Origin of the sequence: Actinoplanes sp. NPDC049265, assembly GCF_043197135.1 — a bacterium.
GTDB lineage: Bacteria > Actinomycetota > Actinomycetes > Mycobacteriales > Micromonosporaceae > Actinoplanes.
In genome coordinates this window covers 800,316-821,105 of the sequence record NZ_JBICSP010000002.1, presented here as the reverse complement: position 1 = coordinate 821,105, position 20,790 = coordinate 800,316, and the positions used below count along the sequence as shown (strand labels likewise).

At 70.8% G+C, this 20,790-nt stretch carries 18 protein-coding genes; 14 read left to right on the top strand and 4 right to left on the bottom strand.

Annotated features, from left to right (window positions below):
- The first annotated feature begins 29 nt into the window (after positions 1-29).
- Positions 30-878, top strand: coding sequence for a DUF4397 domain-containing protein (locus ACGFIO_RS09410; RefSeq protein WP_392824161.1), 849 nt, complete (start codon positions 30-32; stop codon positions 876-878).
- 333 nt (positions 879-1,211) lie between these two features.
- Here ACGFIO_RS09410 and ACGFIO_RS09405 read toward each other — a convergent pair whose 3' ends face one another.
- The gene (locus ACGFIO_RS09405) at positions 1,212-1,511 is read right to left on the bottom strand and encodes a hypothetical protein (RefSeq protein WP_392824159.1); all 300 of its coding nucleotides are present in this window, start codon (positions 1,509-1,511) and stop codon (positions 1,212-1,214) included.
- Positions 1,512-1,545: 34 nt separating this feature from the next.
- Here ACGFIO_RS09405 and ACGFIO_RS09400 point away from each other — a divergent pair, with 34 nt between their 5' ends.
- The 5 genes from ACGFIO_RS09400 to ACGFIO_RS09380 all read left to right on the top strand — a co-directional run bounded on the left by ACGFIO_RS09400 (position 1,546) and on the right by ACGFIO_RS09380 (position 8,546).
- Positions 1,546-2,175 (top strand): class F sortase, encoded by a 630-nt coding sequence (locus ACGFIO_RS09400; protein WP_392824157.1) that lies wholly within the window; start codon positions 1,546-1,548, stop codon positions 2,173-2,175.
- 61 nt (positions 2,176-2,236) lie between these two features.
- A complete protein-coding gene (locus ACGFIO_RS09395) occupies positions 2,237-4,330 on the top strand; it encodes a protein kinase (RefSeq protein WP_392824154.1) in 2,094 nt (697 codons plus the stop codon).
- 96 nt (positions 4,331-4,426) lie between these two features.
- Positions 4,427-5,932 (top strand): M28 family peptidase, encoded by a 1,506-nt coding sequence (locus tag ACGFIO_RS09390; RefSeq protein ID WP_392824151.1) that lies wholly within the window; start codon positions 4,427-4,429, stop codon positions 5,930-5,932.
- A 200-nt stretch (positions 5,933-6,132) separates the two neighbouring features.
- On the top strand, positions 6,133-7,494 hold the full coding sequence (locus tag ACGFIO_RS09385; RefSeq protein WP_392824148.1) for a hemolysin family protein: 1,362 nt from the start codon (positions 6,133-6,135) through the stop codon (positions 7,492-7,494).
- The gene (locus ACGFIO_RS09380) at positions 7,491-8,546 is read left to right on the top strand and encodes a hemolysin family protein (RefSeq protein ID WP_392824145.1); all 1,056 of its coding nucleotides are present in this window, start codon (positions 7,491-7,493) and stop codon (positions 8,544-8,546) included. The genes ACGFIO_RS09385 and ACGFIO_RS09380 overlap by 4 nt, the downstream gene beginning before the upstream one ends.
- A gap of 50 nt (positions 8,547-8,596) precedes the next feature.
- On the opposite strand, the gene ACGFIO_RS09375 is transcribed toward ACGFIO_RS09380, so the two are convergent.
- Positions 8,597-9,856: a bifunctional pyridoxamine 5'-phosphate oxidase family protein/GNAT family N-acetyltransferase gene (locus tag ACGFIO_RS09375; RefSeq protein WP_392824142.1), complete on the bottom strand. Its 1,260-nt coding sequence runs from the start codon at positions 9,854-9,856 to the stop codon at positions 8,597-8,599.
- 46 nt (positions 9,857-9,902) lie between these two features.
- On the opposite strand from ACGFIO_RS09375, the gene ACGFIO_RS09370 reads away from it, so the two are divergent.
- Positions 9,903-11,249, top strand: a complete 1,347-nt coding sequence (locus tag ACGFIO_RS09370) for an aminotransferase class I/II-fold pyridoxal phosphate-dependent enzyme (protein ID WP_392824140.1) — start codon at positions 9,903-9,905, stop codon at positions 11,247-11,249.
- A 67-nt stretch (positions 11,250-11,316) separates the two neighbouring features.
- A complete protein-coding gene (locus ACGFIO_RS09365; protein WP_392824138.1) occupies positions 11,317-11,982 on the top strand; it encodes a UdgX family uracil-DNA binding protein in 666 nt (221 codons plus the stop codon).
- 37 nt (positions 11,983-12,019) lie between these two features.
- Here the strand turns inward: ACGFIO_RS09365 and ACGFIO_RS09360 are convergent, their stop codons facing one another.
- The gene (locus ACGFIO_RS09360) at positions 12,020-12,793 is read right to left on the bottom strand and encodes a TetR/AcrR family transcriptional regulator (RefSeq protein ID WP_392824136.1); all 774 of its coding nucleotides are present in this window, start codon (positions 12,791-12,793) and stop codon (positions 12,020-12,022) included.
- A gap of 76 nt (positions 12,794-12,869) precedes the next feature.
- Between ACGFIO_RS09360 and ACGFIO_RS09355 the strand changes: the two genes are divergently transcribed.
- The 5 genes from ACGFIO_RS09355 to ACGFIO_RS09335 all read left to right on the top strand — a co-directional run bounded on the left by ACGFIO_RS09355 (position 12,870) and on the right by ACGFIO_RS09335 (position 17,882).
- Positions 12,870-13,820 (top strand): ATP-binding cassette domain-containing protein, encoded by a 951-nt coding sequence (locus tag ACGFIO_RS09355; protein WP_392824133.1) that lies wholly within the window; start codon positions 12,870-12,872, stop codon positions 13,818-13,820.
- Positions 13,817-14,596 carry an ABC transporter permease gene (locus tag ACGFIO_RS09350; protein WP_392824131.1) on the top strand — a complete coding sequence of 260 codons (780 nt, stop codon included), beginning with the start codon at positions 13,817-13,819 and terminating at the stop codon, positions 14,594-14,596. Before ACGFIO_RS09355 ends, ACGFIO_RS09350 begins: the two co-directional genes overlap by 4 nt.
- Before the next feature lie 238 nt (positions 14,597-14,834).
- Entirely contained in the window at positions 14,835-15,035 is a 201-nt protein-coding gene (locus ACGFIO_RS09345; RefSeq protein WP_392824129.1) for a DUF3046 domain-containing protein, read from the top strand.
- A 214-nt stretch (positions 15,036-15,249) separates the two neighbouring features.
- On the top strand, positions 15,250-16,296 hold the full coding sequence (gene recA, locus ACGFIO_RS09340) for a recombinase RecA (RefSeq protein ID WP_392824126.1): 1,047 nt from the start codon (positions 15,250-15,252) through the stop codon (positions 16,294-16,296).
- A gap of 875 nt (positions 16,297-17,171) precedes the next feature.
- A complete protein-coding gene (locus ACGFIO_RS09335; RefSeq protein ID WP_392824375.1) occupies positions 17,172-17,882 on the top strand; it encodes a regulatory protein RecX in 711 nt (236 codons plus the stop codon).
- A gap of 45 nt (positions 17,883-17,927) precedes the next feature.
- Here the strand turns inward: ACGFIO_RS09335 and ACGFIO_RS09330 are convergent, their stop codons facing one another.
- Positions 17,928-18,653 (bottom strand): hypothetical protein, encoded by a 726-nt coding sequence (locus ACGFIO_RS09330; protein ID WP_392824124.1) that lies wholly within the window; start codon positions 18,651-18,653, stop codon positions 17,928-17,930.
- Between the two features lie 1,065 nt (positions 18,654-19,718).
- Between ACGFIO_RS09330 and ACGFIO_RS09325 the strand changes: the two genes are divergently transcribed.
- Positions 19,719-20,417 carry a hypothetical protein gene (locus ACGFIO_RS09325; protein WP_392824121.1) on the top strand — a complete coding sequence of 233 codons (699 nt, stop codon included), beginning with the start codon at positions 19,719-19,721 and terminating at the stop codon, positions 20,415-20,417.
- Positions 20,418-20,790 lie beyond the last annotated feature (373 nt).

Here is a 20,790-nt window from a genome sequence, read left to right as displayed (position 1 = left end):
GTCATGCAGCCGAATGCAGAGGAGGCTCCGTGTTCACCGCGAAATCCCACGTACGGCGCCTCGGTGGAGCCGCGGCGGCACTCGCCGTTCTCGCGGCCGTCACCCTCAGTGCGTCGCCGGCCGCAGCCGCGGATGACGGCTATGTGCGGTTGGCTCATCTTTCTCCCGACACGCCCCAGGTTGATGTGTACCTGAAGGCCGAGTCCGGCAAGGAACAGACCTTCCCCGGCGTCGGCTACGGCGTGATGTCCCCCTACCTGCGACTTCCCACGGGCACATACTCGGTCGCCATGCGCAAGGCGGGCGCCGACCCCAAGACCAAGCCGGTCCTGACCACGCAGGTCAGTGTGCAGAGCGGCAAGGCGTACACGGTCGCGGGCGTCGGCCGGTACGCGGACCTCGGCCTTCGCGTGCTCCAGGACGACCTGGCGCTGCCCGGTGCGGGCGAGTCCAAGGTCAGGATCATTCAGGCTTCGGTACGCGCACCCGTCCTCGACGTCGGCGTGAACAACGGACCGAAGATCGCCGACGGCGTCCAATTCGCCACCACGACCGACTACCGGCAGGTGAAACCCGGCAGCTGGAAGGTGAAGGTGCAGCCCAGCGGAGGCGGCCGGAGCAGCACCCTGCCGTGCACGCTGGGCGCGGGCAGTGTCTATTCGCTGCTGGTGCTCGACGCGAAGGGCGGCGGCCTGAAGCCGGAACTGCACATCGACGCGGGCGGGCAAGGCCAGGTCCCGCAGGGTGGGGTGGCCACCGGCGGCGGGGGTACGCAGCCGTCGTCGCCCATGCCGATGGCGCTGACCGTCGCCGGGGTGGCGGCGCTGCTCACGGCCGGGCTGGTCGTGCTGATCCGGCGCCGGCCCCTGACGGTCTGACCCGTTGACTGTGGAACCGCCTCCGGAGGCACGGGCGGGGGCCACTGGCGAGCCGTCGTCGTTGTCTCCGGGTGCTCGGGCGGTGTCTTCGGATGCGGGGGCGGTGTCCGCGGGTGCTCGGGCGGTGTCTTCGGATGCGGGGACGGCGTCCGCGGGTGCTCGGGCGGATCCGGGGTCGTCGGCGCTCTCGGGTGCGCGGGCGGTGGTCTGGGTGGGGGCCGCCGGTGAGCCGCCGGCTCGGGGGAGGGCGCGGGTGCCGGGGGCGATCGACCCGACGTTGCGGGACGGGCCGATGTACGTCGGACCGTCCCGGCAGTGGGCTCGTCCGCCCGGTCAGCCGCCATCCGCTCCGCCGTCGCGGGGTGTGCCGAGCGGATCGCCGCTGGTGGGGCCGGCCGTTCCGCCGTCGCCGCTCGTACCCGCTGCTCCCTCCTCTCCCACCCCCGATCCCTCTTCCCTTCCTGCCTTGCCGTCTCTTTCCCCTATTTCTTCGAGCTCGCCTGTTTCTTCCAGCTCGGCCGCTTCTTCCACCTTGCCTGCTTTGTCCGCCTCGCCTCCTGCCGCTGCCTTGCCTTCTCCTTCTGCCGACCTGTCCGGGGCCGGTGTGGCTCCGAATTCGAAGGTGCCGGTCAAACCGCGTCGTCCCAGGAAGGGCGCCCTCCTGCCCGTGATCGCCGGCGTCGTGGCGGCCTTCGTCGCCGGCACCGGCTACCTCGCGCTCCGGGAGCGACCGACCACCGACGACCTCGGCCGCTGGACCGGAACGCCCGCCGCCGCACCCCCCAGCGACGAGGCGCCGTTCGCCGTCCCCGCCGACGGCAGCGGTCCTGGCCCGTTTGCCGCGCTCAGCCCGACCTACTCGGGCACGCCGACCCGTCTGCGGGTGAAGGCGATCGGCGTGGACACCCCGCTGGAGACGTTGCGCCTCGGCCCGGGCGGCGCCCTCACCCCGCCCAGGGACTTCGCCAAGGCTGGTGTCTACGCCGGTGGCACCCTGCCCGGTGACACCGGTCCCGCGGTGATCGCCGGCCACGTCGACTCGAAGCGTGGCCCGGCCGTCTTCTACAAGCTCCGTGAGATGCAGAAGGGAGACCGCATCGACGTGGATCGCGGCGGCCAGACGGTCACCTTCACGGTCACCGCGACGGCCTGGTACCCGAAGAACAAATTCCCGACCGATCGGGTGTACGGGCCCACGCCGGACCGCCAGCTGCGGCTCATCACGTGCGGCGGGGTTTTCGATCACAGCCTGCGGTCATATAAGGACAATCTCGTGGTCTACGCGGTGGCCGGGTGATCATCGTTCCCCCGTTTCCGGGCGAATGACTATTCTTGGGCCAAGCGACGGGTGGGGGCTGATGGCGGTCAGGCGGATGCTCATCGCCGGGCGGTATCGACTGCATGAGCCGGTCGGCACCGGCGGCATGGGCCGGGTGTGGATGGCCCGTGACGAGATGCTCGACCGCGACGTGGCGGTCAAGGAGTTCGTGCCACCGGATTGGATGACCGACGACGAGAAGAACCGGCATCGCGACCGTACGCTCCGCGAGGCCCGCAGCGCTGCCCGCCTCAACCACCCGCACGTGGTCCGCATCTACGACGTGGTGCACGCCGACGGCCTGCCCTGGATCGTCATGGAGTACGTGCCGTCCCGCTCCCTCTACCAGGTGATCGCCGAGGACGGCCCGTACGATCCCGTCCTCGCCGCCCGCATCGGCCTGCACGTGCTGGACGCGCTGACCGCCGCGCACCGGGCCGGCGTGCTGCACCGCGACATCAAGCCGCACAACGTGCTGATCGGCGACAATCGGGTCGTGCTGACCGACTTCGGCCTGGCCACGTTCGTCGACGACGGCTCGGTCACCGGTCCAGGCATGATCGTCGGCTCGCCGCAGTACGTCTCGCCCGAGCGCGCCCGCGACGGCGCGTCGACGGTGGAGTCCGACCTGTGGTCGCTCGGCGCGACGCTCTACGCCGCGGTCGAGGGCCGTTCGCCGTACGCCCGGGACAGCGCCATGTCCACGCTGATGGCCTTGGCGACCGATCCGCCCGATCCGCCGGTGCTGGCCGGCCCGCTCGCTCCCGTGCTGATGGGATTGCTCCAGTTCGACCCGGCCGCCCGGCTGACCGCCGACCAGGTCGAGGAGCGCCTCCGTGCGGTGGTGGCGGGCGCCCGTACCCCGGGCAAAGCTCGCCTGACCGCCGCCAACCGCCCACGGGTCCCGGCGCCCCGCACCCCGGCCGACGCGGCTACCGCGGCGACCGCGGCTGAGGCGGCTGCCGCGGCTGAGGCGGGCAGTGCGGCCGAGCCGGGCAGTGCGGCCGAGCCGGGCAGTGCGGCCGAGAGCGGCAAGGCGCCGCCGCCACGGATGACCCGCACGCTCACCGAGGCACCGGCGCCGCCCGTCGCCGAGCCGGCGGCCGAGCCCGCCCGTCCAACCAAGCCCTCGCCGGGGGCTCAGCCCGCTTCGGGGGTCAAGCCCGCTTCGGGGGTCAAGCCCGCTTCGGGGGCGAGGCTGACTCCGGGGGCTACGCCTGCGCCGGTGGCCAAGCCCGCGCCGTTCCGTGGCAACCGGCCACCTCTGGCTGCCGAGCCGCGCATGACCAGCGTCAAGCGTCCGCCGGACGCAGCCGGCGACGGTAACACCCCATCGCCGTCGTCGTCGTTGACGCCGCCCTCGCCGCCCGCCGAGCCGGTAACCGTGGTGCGCCCCGGCGTCCGTCCGAAGCGTGGCCGCCTTGCCGTGGCCGGCGTGTTGCTGGTCGCCCTGCTGGCCGGCGCCGGTCTCGCGGCCGGCTACCTGAGCCGGCGCGACGACAATCCACCAGGCCCGTCGATCGTCACGCCAACCGCCTCGCCCGCTCCCGCCGCGCCCGCTCTCACCGGGTTCAGCCCGGTCGTCTGCGACCGCGACCCGGCACCGAACGCGCCCCGCACCCCGCAGCCCGACGCCAAGACCAGCGTCAACGGCTGGGAGTTGCTGTCCGGCTTCTCGTACTTCGCCGACCCCGCCGGATTCCACCTCGGTGTGCCGGACGGCTGGACCTACGAGAAATTCGGCACCACGATCTGTTTCCGCGACCCGGGCAACGTCCGCATCCTCAGCATCGACTACGGCCGAAACCCGGCGGGCGATCCGGTCGAGGCGTGCCGGGCCGAGGCGACCCGGCTGGTGAAGGCCGGCGCGCTGCCCGAGTACAAGCAGGTCGGCCAGATCGAACGGGTGCCGCTGCTCGACCGTGCCGCCGACTGGGAGTACCGCTACGACAGCCCGTCGGCGGTCCGGATGCACGCCGCTACCCGGTGGTTCGCCCAGGGCGAGCGCGCTTACGCCATCGGTTGGATCACCCGTGACTTCGACTGGGATCAGAACCGGGCGACGTACAGCCTGATCCAAAGCTCGTTCTACCAGCGAACTCCGACCGGCGTCCGCGCCACACCCAAACGCTGATCCCTCCTTTCTCGCCAGGCAATATGGCGCAAGCGATATGACGTTCATCGATCTGTAGCGTGTCATTCTCAGGGTCCCCCTAACGCGGAGGATCCCGTGAGAACACTCCCTGTCATCGGTGCGGCCGTCCTGGTCGGCACGCTCTTCGCGGCACCCGCTCAGGCCGCGGCCGTCGCCGCGCCCGACATCCCGGTCGCCAACGTCAAGGCCCACCTCGCCCAGTTGCAGAGCATCGCGACCGCGAACGGCGGCAACCGGGCGCACGGCCGCCCGGGCTATTTGGCCTCCGTCACCTACGTGAAGAACCTGCTCGACCAGGCTGGTTTCGTCACGCAGCAGCAGTCGTTCACCTACAACGGCGCGACCGGATACAACCTGATCGCGGACTGGCCGGGCGGCGACACCAATGACACGCTGATGATCGGCGCGCACCTGGACAGCGTCACGGCGGGCCCGGGCATCAACGACAACGGCTCCGGCTCGGCCGCCAACCTCGAGGTGGCGCTGGCCGTGGCCCGGACGAACTTCCAGCCCACGCGGCATCTGCGCTTCGGCTGGTGGGGGGCCGAGGAACTGGGGCTGCGGGGCTCCACCGCGTACGTGAACTCGCTGACCTCGGCCCAGCGCGCGGCGATCGGCGGTTACCTGAACTTCGACATGGTGGGCTCGCCCAACCCCGGCTACTTCCTCTACGACGGTGACAACTCGGACGGCACCGGTTCGGGTCCCGGGCCGGCCGGATCCGCCGAGATCGAGCAGACGCTGGCCGACTACTTCACCTCGATCGGCGTACCCACCCGTGGCACCGACTTCGACGGGCGCAGCGATTACGGCCCCTTCATCTCCAACGGGATCCCGGCCGGTGGCATCTTCACCGGCGCGGAGGGCCGCAAAACGGCGGCGCAGGTGCAGCTCTGGGGTGGTACGGCCACCACGTTCGACCCCTGCTACCACGCCTCCTGCGACACCACGGCGAACATCAACGACACCGCACTGGACCGTAACTCGGACGCAATCGCGTATACGGTCTGGAACCTCGCCGAGGCCGGCGACACCCCGCCGCCCACCGGCGAGACCGTGTGGCAGGACACCTTCGAGACGGCCACCGGCTGGACCGCGGGCACGGGTGACGCGGCGACGGCGGGCAAGTGGGAGCGCGGCGACCCGGAGGCGACCAGCTCCGGGGTGGCCACCCAGCTCGGCACCACCGTGAGTGGCACCAACGACCTGGTCACCGGGGCCACCGCCGGCTCCAGCGCGGGCGTCAACGACGTGGACGGCGGCGCCACCACAATCCGGTCGCCCAGCATCACGCTGCCGTCGGGCACGCTGACCCTGTCGTTCAGCTGGTACCTGGCTCACCTCAACAACGCGAGTAGCTCGGACTACTTCCGGGTGCGCGTGGTCTCGGGCAGCACCACGACGACGGTCTTCACCCAGGCCGGCGCCGCGAGCGACCGGGCCGCCGCCTGGCAGTCCGCGACCGTCGACCTGTCCAGTTATGCCGGTCAGACCGTGCAGCTCAGCGTCGAGGCCGCCGACCTCTCCACGGCCAGCCTGATCGAGGCCGCCGTCGACGATGTGAAGGTCACCCGCAGCTGATCGACGTGCCCGGGGGCGGGGCGTGCGCCCTCTCCCGGGCACGTTCCCGCTCCCGGTGATCGAGTGATAAAGGACACCGATGGTGTGTCGCAGCCAGCGAGCTCCCAGGCAGCGTTCAGCCATCCTTGTTAGCTTTCCGGGATGAATGGCAGTACCCAGCCGGGCTCGGCCCGGCTCTCCACCGGCCCGTCGAGGCCGTCGTGCTGATTCTCATCGGTCTGCTCCTGGTGCTGGTGATCACGGCTCTGACCGGCTATTTCGTCGCTCAGGAGTTCGGTTACGTCGCTGTCGACCGTGGGCGGTTGCGCAAGCTCGCCGACGAGGGGGACGAGGCCGCGGCCCGTGCCCTCAAGGTCACCGAGCGCCTCTCGTTCGTGCTGTCCGGCGCCCAGCTCGGCATCACGGTCACCGCGCTCGTGGTCGGGTACATCGCCGAGCCGTACCTGGGCGAGGGCCTGGCCGACCTCTTCGGCGTGGCTGGTGTGCCGGATGCGATCAGCGTGCCGGTCTCTGTCTTTCTGGCCCTGCTCATCGCCACCGTCGTGCAGATGGTCTTCGGTGAGCTCGCGCCGAAGAACCTGGCCATCGCGCGATCCGAGAGCCTGACTAAGGCACTGTCGCGGTCGACGCTGATGTACCTGACCGTCTTCGGCCCGATCATCCGGCTCTTCGACAAGGCGGCGAGCAAGCTGCTGCGCCGGGTCGGTATCGAGCCGATCGAGGAACTGCCCGAGGGCGCGACCACCGAGGATCTGGAGCAGATCATCGCCGAGTCGCGGAACGAGGGCCATCTCGATCCGGAGCTGTCCGCGCTGCTCGACCGTGGCCTCGATTTCCGCGGCCGTACCGCCGCCGAGGTGATGGTGCCGCGCGTCGACGTCCGGACGGTCCGGGCCGGCGACCCGCTCACCCGCGTCGTGGAGCTGCTCGACACCGGCTGGTCCCGGTTCCCGGTGCGCTCCGAGGCTGGCGTGGACGAGATCGTCGGTGTGGTCGGTATCACCGACGTGCTGGCCGTGCCGTCCGAGCGTCGCAGTTCGACGGATGTGGCCGAGGTGGCGATCCCGCCGCTCATGGTGCCGTCGTCACTGCGGCTGCCCGCCGTGCTGGACCGCATGCGTGGCGGGCACCGCCAGCTGGCCTGTGTGGTGGACGAATACGGTGGCTTCGCCGGCATCGTGACCCTCGAGGACATCGCCGAGGAACTGGTCGGCCCGATCCGCGACGAGGACGACCTGCCCGAGCCCGCGCCGGTCCGGCAGGACGACGGCGCCTGGGTCGTGCCCGGGCGCTGGCGGATCGACGAGGTGGCCGACGCGACAGGTGTCGGCCTGCCCGAGGATCCCTCGTACGACACCGTCTCGGGTCTGGTCCTGTCCCGCCTCGGGCGGGTGCCGGTGATCGGCGACGAGGTGCAGATCGAGCCGCTTCCGTCCTTGGATGCCAACCCGGCGCCGCTTCTGCTGCGGGTGCTGTCGGTCGACCGGCACGTGCCGGGCAGCGTACGCATCTCCGAGGCCGCGCCGATCGCCGGCGCCGAGCCCGCGGAGGTGTCGTCGTGAACACCACCTGGGCGATCCTGATCTCGCTGCTCCTGCTGGTCGCGAACGCCTTCTTCGTCGCGGCGGAGTTCGCGTTGGTGGCCAGCAAGAGGTATCGCCTCGAGCACGCCGCGGCCGAGGGCAGCCGTGCGGCCCGCGCCGCGCTCGACGGCACCCGGGAGCTCTCGGTGATGCTCGCCGGGGCTCAGCTGGGCATCACGCTCTGCTCGCTGGGGCTGGGCGCGCTCGCCGAGCCGGCCCTCGAACACCTGATCAGCCCGTTGCTGCACGCGGTGGGCCTGCCCGACGTGCCCAGCCACGTCATCGCGCTGCTGATCGCGCTGATCATCGTCACCTTCCTGCATCTGGTGATCGGCGAGATGATGCCGAAGTCGTGGGCGATCACCCATCCGGAGCGTTCGGCGACGCTGCTGGCGCTGCCGTTCCGCACCTTCACCCGGATCGTCCGCCCCGGCCTCGACGTGCTGAACGGCATGGCCAACGCGGCACTGCGGGCGGTCGGCGTGCAGCCGCAGGATCAGCTGGCCCAGGCGCACGGCCCGCAGGAAATGAACATCCTGCTGGAACGATCCGAGGCCGAGGGGCTGATCGAGGCCGAGCAGACCGCCCTGCTGACCAGCATGCTGCGGCTGCAGGAGATGACGGTCGGCGACGTGCTCATCGCCGACGAACAGCTGGTCACCGTGACGCCGGCGGCCGGTGCCGCCGAGATCGAGGCGGCGTCGCTGCGCAGCGGCCGCTCCCGCCTCGCCGTGGTCGGGCCGGACGGCCTGGTGGCCGGTGTAGTGCACGTTCGCGAGGCGATCCGCGCGACCACCGGCGGCCGCGAGGCGACGGCCTCCGACCTGATGGACGCGCCGTTCACGCTGGCCGCGAGCGTCACGGTGACGGACGCGGTCACCGCGATGCGGGCCGGGCGCGCCCAGCTGGCGATGGTCACCAGCGCGGGACGCCGGGCCGGCTTCGTGGCCCTGGAGGACCTGCTGGAGCAGGTCATCGGCGAGTTCGACGACGAGACCGACCCGGTCCCGGTCGGTCGCCGCATGCGCTGACCGGCGCGATCGGACCGTGCGCCCGCCACCCCCGTGTGGTGTGCGCATGGTCAGGCCGGTTGCGTCATCGGACCGGCCGCGGCGAGCCGCTCGCGTAGTCGTGCCGCGGCCGCCGGCCATTCGTCGACGGTCATCGCGAAGAAGACCGAATCGCGCCACGTGCCGTCGGGGCGCAGCCGGGCCCGTCGGATCACCCCGTCGCGGCTGGCGCCGAGCCGGGCGATCGCCCGCTGGGACCGCTCGTTGCGGATGTCGGTCCGCCAGAACACCCGCTCGGCGCCCAGCACCTCGAAAGCCCGTTCCAGCAGGAGCAGCTTGGACTCCGTGTTGACGCCCGTGCGCCACCAGTCGCGGCCGAGGACCGAGTGCCCGATGGCGACGGCCCGGCCCGCCTCGTCGACATCGTGATAGCTGGTCATGCCCAGCACCTCGCCGGTCACCGGATGGATCTGCGCCCACGGCACCCGGGTGCCGAGCCACTGTTCGCGTAGCGCGTCGGTCACGATCTCGGTGATCTGATCGCGGTCTGCCGGGCGTGGTGAGGTCAGGAACTGCCAGACCTCAGCGTCGTCGAGCGCGGCGAACAGGCCGTCGACGTGCCGCGGCGCGAGCTGCTCGAGGCGAACGTGCCGCCCGGCCATCGGGGCTGCGGTCCGCCACGGCGAGGTCGAGCCGCCGAGGTAGGCGGGAGGCGCCGCGGTCACGCCGTCGTCCGGCTCGGGCGGGCCGGCCACCCGCCGGATCGGCAGCACGCCGGCCCAATGCGGCAACTCGTGGTCGACGGCGTCGTCTCGCACGCCGCCGGAACGGACCCGGGCCGACACCTCGTCGAGCGGGAGCGCCAGCACGCTGGTCTCGGCCAGTTCCTTGCGGGTCGGCGGACGGCTGTCGGCGGCGCGGCCCGGGCCGATCTTGTCGACCAGGGCGGTCATCGCGACCAGCTTCTCGGCCGGATCGGTGACCGGGCGGGCCCGGCCGTGGGCCACGACGGACCGGTAGTTGGCGCTGTGGTGAAACTGCGAACGCGCGTACACGATGCCGTCGAGAAGGGTGGCGGAAACGCAGACCGCCACCCCGTCGCCGCGGCCCGACAGGCCCATCCGCCCACCGCTCGAGCCGTGCAGGAACAGCGTCTCGCCAACCCGGGCATGCAGCGTGGGCAGGACGCGGGGCTCGCCGTCCACAACGAAGGCGACAGAACAGTCGTACGCCTCGTCGAGAATCGCGTGCGCGAGGTCGCGGTCGTAGTGCATGCGGTCTCGGTAGCGGGTCGCTGTGGTCCGTGCGGTGGGTGAGTAGCTGTCGGTCACTTCGCCCTCCTTGCCAACTGCTTTGTTCTAGTACAGACTCGCTGTCGTGGCAGAACAATATCAGGTGACCGGGTCGAGCGCCTCGTCCATTTCGGCCAGCGTCGAGACCGGCGTCCGCGAGGGCCGGCTCGAGGCCGGGGCGTCCCTGCCCCCGGTCCGCACGCTCGCCGAGCAGCTGCGCGTCAGTCCCGCCACGGTGGCCAAGGCCTATGCCGAGCTGCGCCGGCGCGGGGTGGTCGAGGCGCACGGCCGGCGTGGCACCCGCGTGCGTTCCCGGCCGCCGGTCGCGACCCCTCGTGCGTCGATGGGTGTCGAGGTGGCGCCCGGTGTCTACCGGCTGTATGGCGGCGAGCCCAGCACCCGGCACCTGCCGCCGCTCGGTCCCGTGCTGAGCGAGGTGGCCTCCGGTCTCGGCGATCCGATCGGCTACGCCCGTGGCGGGGTGTTGCCCGAGCTCGCCGAGGCCGCGCGCGAGCGGCTGGCCGGTGGTGGCGTGCCGATGGACCACGCCGGCATCACCGTCACCGGCGGCGCCCTCGACGCCATCGAGCGGCTGCTCACCGCCCATCTGGCGCCGGGCGACGCGGTGGCGGTGGAGGATCCCGGCTGGGCCCACCTGTTCGACCTGATCGCGGCGCTCGGCCTGCGAGCCGTCCCGATGGCCATGGACGAGAGCGGGCCGGTGCCGGTCTCGCTGGAGCGCGCGCTGGCGCTGGGCGCGCGGTCGGTGGTGATCACGTCGCGCGCGCAAAATCCCACCGGCGCCTCGGTCTCGGCCGGCCGCGGTCAAGAGCTGAGCGACATCCTCGGTGCCCACCCGGGCGTGCTGGTCATCGAGGACGATCACGCCGCCGAGCTGGCCACCACCGGGCTGCATTGCATCGGTCCGGTGACCGGTTCCTGGGCCTTCGTGCGCTCCGCCTCCAAGCCGTACGGCCCCGACCTGCGGATCGCGGTGGTGGCCGGCGACGAGGCCTCGATCGCGCGGGTGGCCGGCCGGATGCGGATCGGCAGCGGCTGGGTCTCCACCATGCTGCAGCGGCTCCTGCTGCGGGTCTGGCGGGACGAATCGGTCGCCACCTGGGTCGAGACCGCCGCCGGCGTCTACGAAAATCGGCGCGGGGCTTTGCTCGGCGCGCTCCAGGATCGCGCGGTGGAGGCCGTCGGGTCCACGGGCCTCAACATATGGGTACGCGTACCCGACGAAACCCGCGCCGTGTCCGTGCTCCGCGAGGCCGGGTACGCGGTGGCGCCCGGTTCGCTGTTCCGCATCGACTCGCCACCCGGCATCCGGATAACCATCAGCGATCTCGAACCCGAGCAGATCACCCCGGTGGCCGACGCGGTCGCCACCGCGGTTCGCCCGAGCGCCGTTTCGGCCCCGTCGCGATGAACAGCGTCGACGCGCCCCGATCGGGTGCGCCGGGATCGGCCCGGCGCGGATGGGGTAGAACACCGGGATGGCTTCCAACCAGGCGCCGCCGGGCGCGGAGAAATGGGTTCCGGCCCACCCGGCCGATCTGGGCGAGCTCAAGCAGGCCGCAGCCGGTTGCGAGGGCTGCCAGCTGCACGAGGACGCCACCCAGACTGTCTTCGGCCGCGGCGCGCCCGACGCCCGGGTCGTCTTCGTGGGCGAGCAGCCCGGCGACGTCGAGGACCAGCAGGGTCTCCCGTTCGTGGGCCCGGCTGGTCGCGTTCTTCGCGATGCGGTCGAAGAAGCCGGCATCGAGGTGCCCTGGGTCTACATCACCAACGCCGTCAAGCACTTCCGGTTCGAGATGCGCGGCCAGCGGCGGATCCACCAGACGCCCGGCCCCGCTCACATCACCGCCTGCAGGCCTTGGCTGGTCGCCGAGTTCGCCCTGCTCAAGCCCGAGATCGTGGTCGTGCTCGGTGCCACCGCGGCCAAGGCCCTGCTCGGCCCGTCCTTCCGGGTCACCCGCTCGCGCGGCGAGCTCATGCCCTGGCCGGCCAGTGCTCAGCACCCCGAGGACTTCCCGGTCGGCGAGTGCCAGGCTGTGGCCACCATCCACCCGTCGGCCGTGTTGCGCGCCGACGACCGGGAGACCGCGTACCGGGGCCTGGTCGACGACCTCAAGGTCGCCCGCGCCGCACTGGAGGGTTAGTGTCTCGACCTCGCCTCGATCATGGCTGATCCACCGGTCAGACCCTGGTCGTGTCCGGCCGGTCGGATCGGTTGAGCAGGTCCGTCAGTCCGTCGATGATCCGGTCGAGGCCGAAACGAAACAAGCGCTCCGGGTCGCTGACGGCGTTGTACTCCAGCCCGGCGGCCGTGCCGACCCGGCCCGAGATCGGGTAACGGCCGGGCGGCATCACGCGTTCCAGGATCGGTGCGTTGACCTCCCACCACTGTGCGTCCGAGATGCCGGAGCTCTCCACTGCCCGCCGCGCGTTGATCGAGGCGCGGGCCGACTGGGCGGCGAACCCGACGATCAGCGTGACCACCTGATCCATCTCCAGATCGGTGAAGCCGGCCCCCTCGATCGCGGCGAGCTGCCATTCGTAGCGGTCGGAGCAGTTCGGGCCGATCCACGGGCGGCTCTCGTCGACCTGCAACAGCCACGGATGCCGGTGGATCTCGTCCCACTGCTCCTGGGCCACCGTGGTGAGCCGCTCCCGCAGGCTCCCACCCAGTTCCGGCAGCGCCTGCTCGCCGACCACCTCGTCGACCATCAGCCCGATCAGCTCGGACCGCCCCGGGACATAGGTGTAGATCGACATCAGCTTGAGCTCGAGCCGATCGGCCACTTTCCGCATCGAGAACGCGGCCAGCCCCTCCTCGTCCGCCACGGCGATGCCGGCCCGGATCACCTCGTCGACGCTGACCCGCTGCTTGGGTCCACGCGAGCCCTGGGGGGTGCCGAGCGTCCGGCGCCACAGCAGCGTGAGCGTGCGGTCGACGTCCTGATTTTCCATGGGCGGAGATTACCCCGTGAGGTGTACGGTGTAGCCCGCGCCTTATTCCGTGAGGCGTACGGAGTTAGGAGAATCGGTGAGCACCGACCACACCCTGACCGCGACCGGGCTACGCAAGCGCTACGGCGACGTGCAGGCACTCGACGGGTTCGACCTGACCGTGGCGGCCGGCACCATCCACGGATTGCTGGGGCCGAACGGTGCCGGCAAGAGCACCGCGATAAGAGCTTTGGCCACCCTGATCGACTACGACGAGGGGGAGGCGACAGTGGCCGGGTTCGACGTGCGCCGGCAGGCCGGCCAGGTCCGCCGCCGGATCGGGCTCGTCGGGCAGCACCCGGCCGTCGACGAGATCCTCGGCGGCCGGCAGAACCTGGTGATGTTCGGCCGGCTGTACGGGCTGAGCACCGCGTCCGCCCGCACGCGCGCGGACGAGCTGCTGGCCACCTTCGAGCTGACCGAGGCCGCCGGGCGCGCCGTGTCCACGTACTCCGGTGGCATGCGTCGCCGGCTGGACATCGCCGCCGGGCTGATCCTCACCCCGGCCGTGCTCTTCCTCGACGAACCGACCACCGGCCTGGACCCACGCGCCCGCAACGAGGTCTGGGAGAGCGTGCGCGCGATCGCCGCGCGGGGCACCACGGTGCTGCTGACCACGCAATACCTCGACGAAGCAGACCAGCTCGCCTCGCGCGTCTCGGTGATCGATCGCGGGCGGGTGGTCGCGAGCGACACCCCGACGGCCCTGAAACGCCAGGTCGGCGGCGATCGTGTCACCGTCACGCTGCCGCCCCGCCACGCGTTGGACGAGCCCGCCCGGCGCCTGTCCGAGGCGGTCGGCGTGCCGGCGGCGGTGGATGCCGAGTCGCATGCGGTGACCTTCGAGGTCGGCGCGGGCGTGACGGCGCTGGCCGAGATCGTGCGCGCACTCGACACGCTCGGCATCACCCCCGACGACCTGGTGCTGCGCCGGCCCACGCTCGATGAGGTGTTCCTCACGCTGACCGCGAAGGAGGTGGCGCGGTGAACACGTTGCGCGCCGGCTGGGTGATCACTCAGCGAGATCTGGCCCATTGGGTACGCCAGCCCTGGGCGCCCATTTTCGGCCTGCTATTCACGATCATGCTCCTGTTGATCTTCGGGTTCCTGTTCGGCGGGGCGATCACCGTCCCGGGTGGCGGCGACTACATCGAGTTCCTGCTGCCCGGCATGCTGGCGCTGAGCATGATGTTCGGCGTCGAGGCCACCGCCACCGCGATGGCCGGCGACGCCCGACGCGGCATCACCGACCGTTTCCGGTCCCTGCCGATCGGCAGCGCGGCGGTATCCCTCGGCCGGGTCGGCGCCGACATGGTCAACTCGATCGTCGAACTGCTCGTCCTGATCGCCGGCGGACTGCTGATCGGCTGGCGCATCACCGGCGGCCCGGCGGCGGCGGTCCTCGCCGTCCTGCTCCTGCTCCTGTTGCGCTTCGCGATGCTGTGGATCGGCATCTTCGTGGGCCTGTCCTTCCGCGGCGACGGCGCGACCATGGCCGTCCAGGTGCTGGTCTGGCCGATCGGCTTCCTGTCCACGGCGATCGTGTCGGCCGAGACCATGCCGGGCTGGCTGGGCGCCGTCGCCTCGTGGAACCCGCTGTCCGCGACGGCGTCGGCGACCCGCGGCCTCTTCGGCAACCCGACCGGCATCACCGACGGTCCGCTCGCCGACGGCGCGGTGTGGCTGGCGGTCGGCTGGCCGCTGCTGTTGATCGCGGTGTTCCTGCCTTTGTCGGCACGCGCCTACCGCAGGCTGCGGACCTGAACGGCTGAACGGCTGAACGGCTGAACGGCTGAACGGCTGAACGGCTGAACGGCTGGGCAGCGTGGCATTCGGGCCGCCCAGGCTCAGCCGCGGGCGGCGGTGCCGCCCGCGGCTGAGCCACGCTGATCGACGGCGGGCGGGCACCCACCGGGCCCGGACGCGGATGTCGCCGCCCGGCGGTGGCGATGGGCCGACGACCCGGCACCATGGAGAGTCTGAACTACCGAAGGAGCTCGACGTGCGGCTGACGGATTTCTGGACGCGGCTCGAGGAGTCGTTCGGCGGCGCCTACGCGCAAAGTCTGGCGGCGGACCACACTTTCGCGGGGCTTGACGGCCGGACCATCAACGAGGCGTTCGCTCAGGGTGAGGATGCGGCCACTGTCTGGCGTGTAATTGTTGCCGCGTACCCGGATCGAGTGCCGTCAAGATTGCACTGACCAGGAATTCGTACGTTTGTTCGGCGTGTCGCTCGATCATCGTACAAGTGTTCGGCTATTGTCCACAGCGGCAAGGTCATCCACAGGCCTCGGCAGGGCGGCGCGGTTTTTGTCGTACCCACCCCCTAGCGTGTGGCCCGTGGTGAACAGAAGCTCATCGACTAAGACGCCTGCCAAGTCGAGTGTGGGTAGGGCGAGTACAGGGGTGGCGGCAATGGGTGCAGGACCTGACCGGGAAAAAGCGCTCGATCTAGCCTTGGCGCAGATCGACAAGCAGTTCGGCAAGGGCTCGGTGATGCGGCTGGGCGAGCGGCCCGTGGTGGAGACCGCCGTCATCCCGACCGGCTCCATCGCCCTCGATGTGGCGCTCGGCGTGGGCGGTCTGCCGCGCGGCCGGGTCGTCGAGGTGTACGGCCCGGAGTCCAGCGGTAAGACGACAGTGGCGCTGCACGCGGTGGCCAACGCGCAGCGGGCCGGGGGCATCGCGGCCTTCATCGACGCGGAGCACGCGCTCGACCCGGAGTACGCGCGAGCGCTCGGCGTGGACACCGACGCGCTGCTGGTGTCCCAGCCGGACACCGGTGAGCAGGCGCTGGAGATCGCGGACATGCTGATCCGCTCCGGCGCGCTCGACATCATCGTCATCGACTCGGTGGCCGCGCTGGTGCCGCGCGCCGAGATCGAGGGCGAGATGGGCGACAGCCACGTGGGTCTGCAGGCCCGCCTGATGAGCCAGGCGCTGCGGAAGATCACCGGCATCCTGAACAACTCCGGTACGACGGCGATCTTCATCAACCAGCTGCGCGAGAAGATCGGTGTGATGTTCGGCTCGCCCGAGACCACGACCGGTGGCCGCGCGCTGAAGTTCTACTCGTCCGTCCGTCTCGACGTGCGCCGCATCGAGAGCCTCAAGGACGGCACCGACGTGGTCGGCAACCGGACCCGCGTCAAGGTCGTGAAGAACAAGGTGGCCGCGCCGTTCAAGCAGGCCGAGTTCGACATCATGTATGGCAAGGGCATCTCGCGCGAGGGCTCGCTGATCGACGTTGGCGTCGAGCAGAGCATCATCCGCAAGTCCGGCGCCTGGTATACGTACGACGGTGACCAGCTCGGCCAGGGCAAGGAGAAGGCGCGGGAGTTCCTCAAGGAGAACCCCGACGTCGCCGCCGAGATCGAGAAGAAGATCCTCGAGAAGCTGGGCGTCGGCCAGACGACCGGCGACGCGGCGGGCGGTGTCGAGCTGCCGCCGGTCGACTTCTGATGATCGCCACACCCTGTCACCCGAGCGGCCCGGGGCGCTGAGCCCCGATGCCAGGACGACGCGGGGCACGGTCGGGCCGCGGATGGGACGCGCTTCCGCCCAAGCCCGACGCCGATGAGCCTCTCGGCGAGCTCCGAGCCGGCGATCCGGAACGCGGCAACGTTCCGCGAGGTCGTCGCCGGAGCTCGCCGGGTCAACGCTCGCCGGCGCGCCGGCCCGAGTCCGATGTGGCGGACTTCGACCCGGCCGGGGACGACTGGGCCGGGCCGCCCGACGAGGACGACCTCTGGGCAGGCACCGATGCCGTCCCGGATGACGATCGGCCCGGTGACCAACGGGCCGGATTCAGCAGGAAGCGGTCCGCAGGTAGACGGCCCCCGAGTGAACGGCACCCAGGTGAGCAGCCCCTAGGTGAGTGGTCCGTGGGTGGGTGGTCCTCGGGTGGGCGGCCTGAATCCGCAGGCCGTTCGGGAGATCTGGCGGCTCTGCGTGCAGCGCTGAAAGGGCTTCGGCCAGGTGACAACCTCAGCGCGGTACGTGAGGGCCTGGCGCGAGCAGGCGGACCCAGAAGCAGCGGGGAAGAGCCCAACGCGCGAGAAGGCGTCGAGCCGAAAGGCACTGGGCGTGGCCGCGGCGTCGTCCCGGAGCAGGAAAGCGACGGTTTGGGGCGCACGCAGCGTGAAAGCAACGACGTCGGTGACGCCACCAACCGGGAACGCGACGACCGTCAGGTGCGCGGTGGGCCGGAAGGCGATGGTCGGGTGCGCGGCGGGCTTGAAAGCGGTCGGGTGCGCGGTGGGCCGGAAGGCGATGGTCGGGTGCGCGGCGGGCTTGAAAGCGGTCGGGTGCGCGGTGGGCCGGAAGGCGATGGTCGGATCCGCGGCGGGCTTGAAAGCGGTCGGGAACGCGGCGGGTGGGAACGCGACGGGCGTCGGGAACGCGGTGGGCCGGAAAGCGGCGTCGGCGGGGAACGCGGCGGACGAGGGCGCCGCGGTGACCGGGAGCGCGGCGCGGGAGGTGGCGGAGAGCGGCGGCAAGGTCGGAAGGCACGGGAGGACGAGCCGCCGCGCAGTGAGGCCGAGGCCGCTCGGGAGATCTGCATTCGGCAGCTGGCGGTGCGGCCGCGCACCCGGGCTGAGCTGGCCAAGGCGCTGGCCAAGCAGGAGATCTCCGGCGAGGTGATCGCCGAGGTGCTCGACCGGTACGACGAGGTCGGGATGATCGACGACGCGGCGTTCGCGCGGGCGTGGGTGTCGAGCCGGCACCAAGGGCGGGGGCTGGCTCGCCGGGCGCTGGCCAATGAGCTGCGTCAGCGCGGCGTCGATGCCGAGGTGGCCGGGGCCGCGTTGGAGAGTGTGGACGACGAGGCCGAGGCGGCCACCGCCCGGGCGCTGGTCGACCGGAAGCTGCGTACGATCCGGGGGGAGCCGGCCGCGGTGTTCCGCAAGCTCGTCGGGATGCTCGCGCGGAAAGGCTACTCGGCCGGAGTCGCCATTCGTGCGGCGAAGGACGCATTGGCGGCGCGTGATGCCGAGGCGGCCGAATTCGCCGAGCAGATTGACGCCGATGCGATGGCCGACGAATAGACCGATACGATTTCGTAACGGTAAGGCAACACGGTGACGAGGGCATCACGCATAGGCGCTGACCTGAGTACTGTCCGGTGTGTCCGTATTGTCAACCATGGATGGCGCGAGCGCGGGAAAATAGGTACGTTGCATCCCTGAATGCTTCGAGGATTTCTCAGTCCAATGCGGACGATGAATTCTTTGTTCGAACGTACGGGGAGGAACATGAGTACCAACCAGCTTGCTCGTAGCCGCGGGATGCGTGCCGTCGCGCGCCTTGGCCTGGTCGTCGGTGCGATCGCCGCCGCCACCATCGCGGGCGCTTCGACCGCCTCCGCGGCGGTGACGCAGGTGCACACGGGCGGTGCCCTGGCCCTCGACCCGCCGCCCGGTGGTGAGAACCCCGGCGGCGGTGGTGAGAACCCTGGCGGTGGCGGTGAGAACCCTGGCGGTGGCGGTGAGAACCCCGGTGGCGGTGGCGAAAACCCCGGCGGCGGTGGTGAGAACCCTGGCGGTGGGGGTGAGAACCCCGGTGGCGGTGGCGAAAACCCCGGCGGTGGCGGTGAAAATCCCGGTGGCGGTGGTGAGAACCCTGGCGGTGGGGGTGAGAACCCCGGTGGCGGTGGCGAAAACCCCGGCGGTGGCGGTGAGAACCCGGGTGGTGGCGGTGAGAACCCTGGCGGCGGTGGCCACACCCCGGGTGAGGGGAACACCCCGCCCAACAACCCCGGCACCGGCGGCGGCAACGGTGGCGGCGGCAACGGCGGTAACAACAACGGCGGCGGTCACAGCAACAGCGGTGGAGGCAACTCCATTCACCGTCGCAGCAACGGCGGCGGTTCCGGTGGATCCTCCAACGGTGGCCCCGAGCTGGCCCTCACTGGCGCCAACACGGTGACCATCGCCGGCGTCGGCGCGGCGATCGCGGCCGGCGGCGTCGGCCTCATCCTGGTGACCCGCCGTCGGCGCGAGGTCCCGGCCGAGGACTGATCACCGCTTGACATCAACAGGCGAACTGCCCGGCCGCACGAAGCGGCCGGGCAGTCTGTTGATCGCCCCCGGGACGTAAGAGGCAGTCTGTTGATCGCCCCCGGGACGTAAGAGGCAGTCTGTTGATCGCCCCCGGGACGTAAGAGGCAGTCTGTTGATCGCCCCCGAAACGCAAGAAGCAGCCAGGCAGTGACCTGTGACTCTATTGCCGAACGTTGATCTCGCGGGCGCGCCAACCCACCCGACCGGCTAGTAATATGGTGCAGCGTGACCGGTAATCCCCCCGATGTTTCGCACGGATACGGCCCCTTTCAGCGCGAGGCTGATCCAGCTGCGCGGGATGCCGATGTCCAGTCGGACGGCTCGGGTGCGCCGACTCCCGCGGAGTCCGCTCGCACCGCGACCGCGCCGCCTTCCGTCGATTCGACAGTGGTAATTCCGGCTCAGGGCAACGCTCCGCAAAGCGACCCCGGCCCTTCTTCCGGCGCCCCCCAATGGTCAACGCCGCCGGTCGACGCCTACGGCCTTCCCGTTTCGGGAGCCCCCCGTTTCGGTTCCGGCAGCGAGGGCGCACCCGAGACCCCCGATCAGTACGGTCTGCCCCCGTCGTCCGGGTTCGGCAGCGAGGGCGCACCGGAGACCCCCGATCAGTACGGTCTGCCCCCGTCGTCCGGGTTCGGCAGCGGGAGCGCACCGGAGACCCCTGACCAATACGGTCTGCCCCCGTCATCCGGCGGGCCACGTTTCGGTTCCGGCGTCGAGGCCGCCGACCCCTTCGGTCCGTCCTCAGGAGCAGGAGCAGGACCGGGAGTAGGGTCGGGAGCAGGGCCGGGGCCGGGAGCAGGAGCGGGCTACGGCTTCGACATGTCGTCCCGTGGCGGCCCCAGGATCGAACCCTCCCCGCCCCGCCAGACCAACAAGCTCCTCCTCGGCATCCTGGCCGGCCTGGCCGCCGGCCTGCTGATCTTCGGCGCGGGCGGCTTCTTCGCCGGCCGCGGCACCGCCCCGGCCGCTGCTCCGGACCCGGTCGCTTCGAACGCCGCACCGTCGGCCCCGTCCTCGCTCGGTGTCTACGAACAGAGCCAGGTCGAGCTCAACCAGGCCAAGCTGACCGGCGCCCTGGCCCCGGTCGCGCAGGGCTGGCTGCCCTACCTCTCCAGCTGCGAGAAGAACGGCGACCCGGGCGGCCCGGTGCTCAACAAGGGGGAGAAGACCCGGGTGCGCTGCCGGTTCGACGGGATGAGCGCGATCTTCGTCGAGTACGCGTCGGTGACCGACCGGGACAAGGCGCGGGTCAAGACGCTCAGTCAGAACGTCGACGCCCGTACGCTCGCTCCGGGGGTCGGCCCGGCGGGTGACAAGGCCGCACCGAGCGGGCGAACCGCCGGCAGTTACGTCGAGTACGCGTACACGGTCCAGGAGAACAAGGTCAAGCAGACCGTGGCCGGCGTCTGGTGGGATGACACCAGGGCGCCGATCGCGGCCTACCTGCTGGCGTTCTGGAAGTCGGGGCTCGGTGAGGACTGGGCGCCGATGCGGGACGTGTGGGGGCGGTACGCCTGAATTGCCCCGCAAGTCCCTGAGCAGGGTGTGTACGGGTCTGTGCCGTAAGTCCCATCCGCTGCCGAATCATGAGTCCTTGACCGGACCGGCTTCCGCGACCTAGCCTCGCGTTACACAAGGTTTGTCCGACCATCGCAAGCAACACGCACAACATAGATCGCATTACATTCCGGCATCAAATACTGGAGCCACTCGTCGACCGCGCGAGGGCTTGACGATCTCTACCCAGCGGTCGGCCCAAGACGTGACACCGGCGTCGATGGTCGGTTGTGCCCGCGAAGCCCTGGTCGGCCAGTCTTGTGAACCGGTACGCGAACCCGCGCGCCGGGACGAGACAAATGCACAGTCGCGACGTCGCGACCGGCCCGGCACC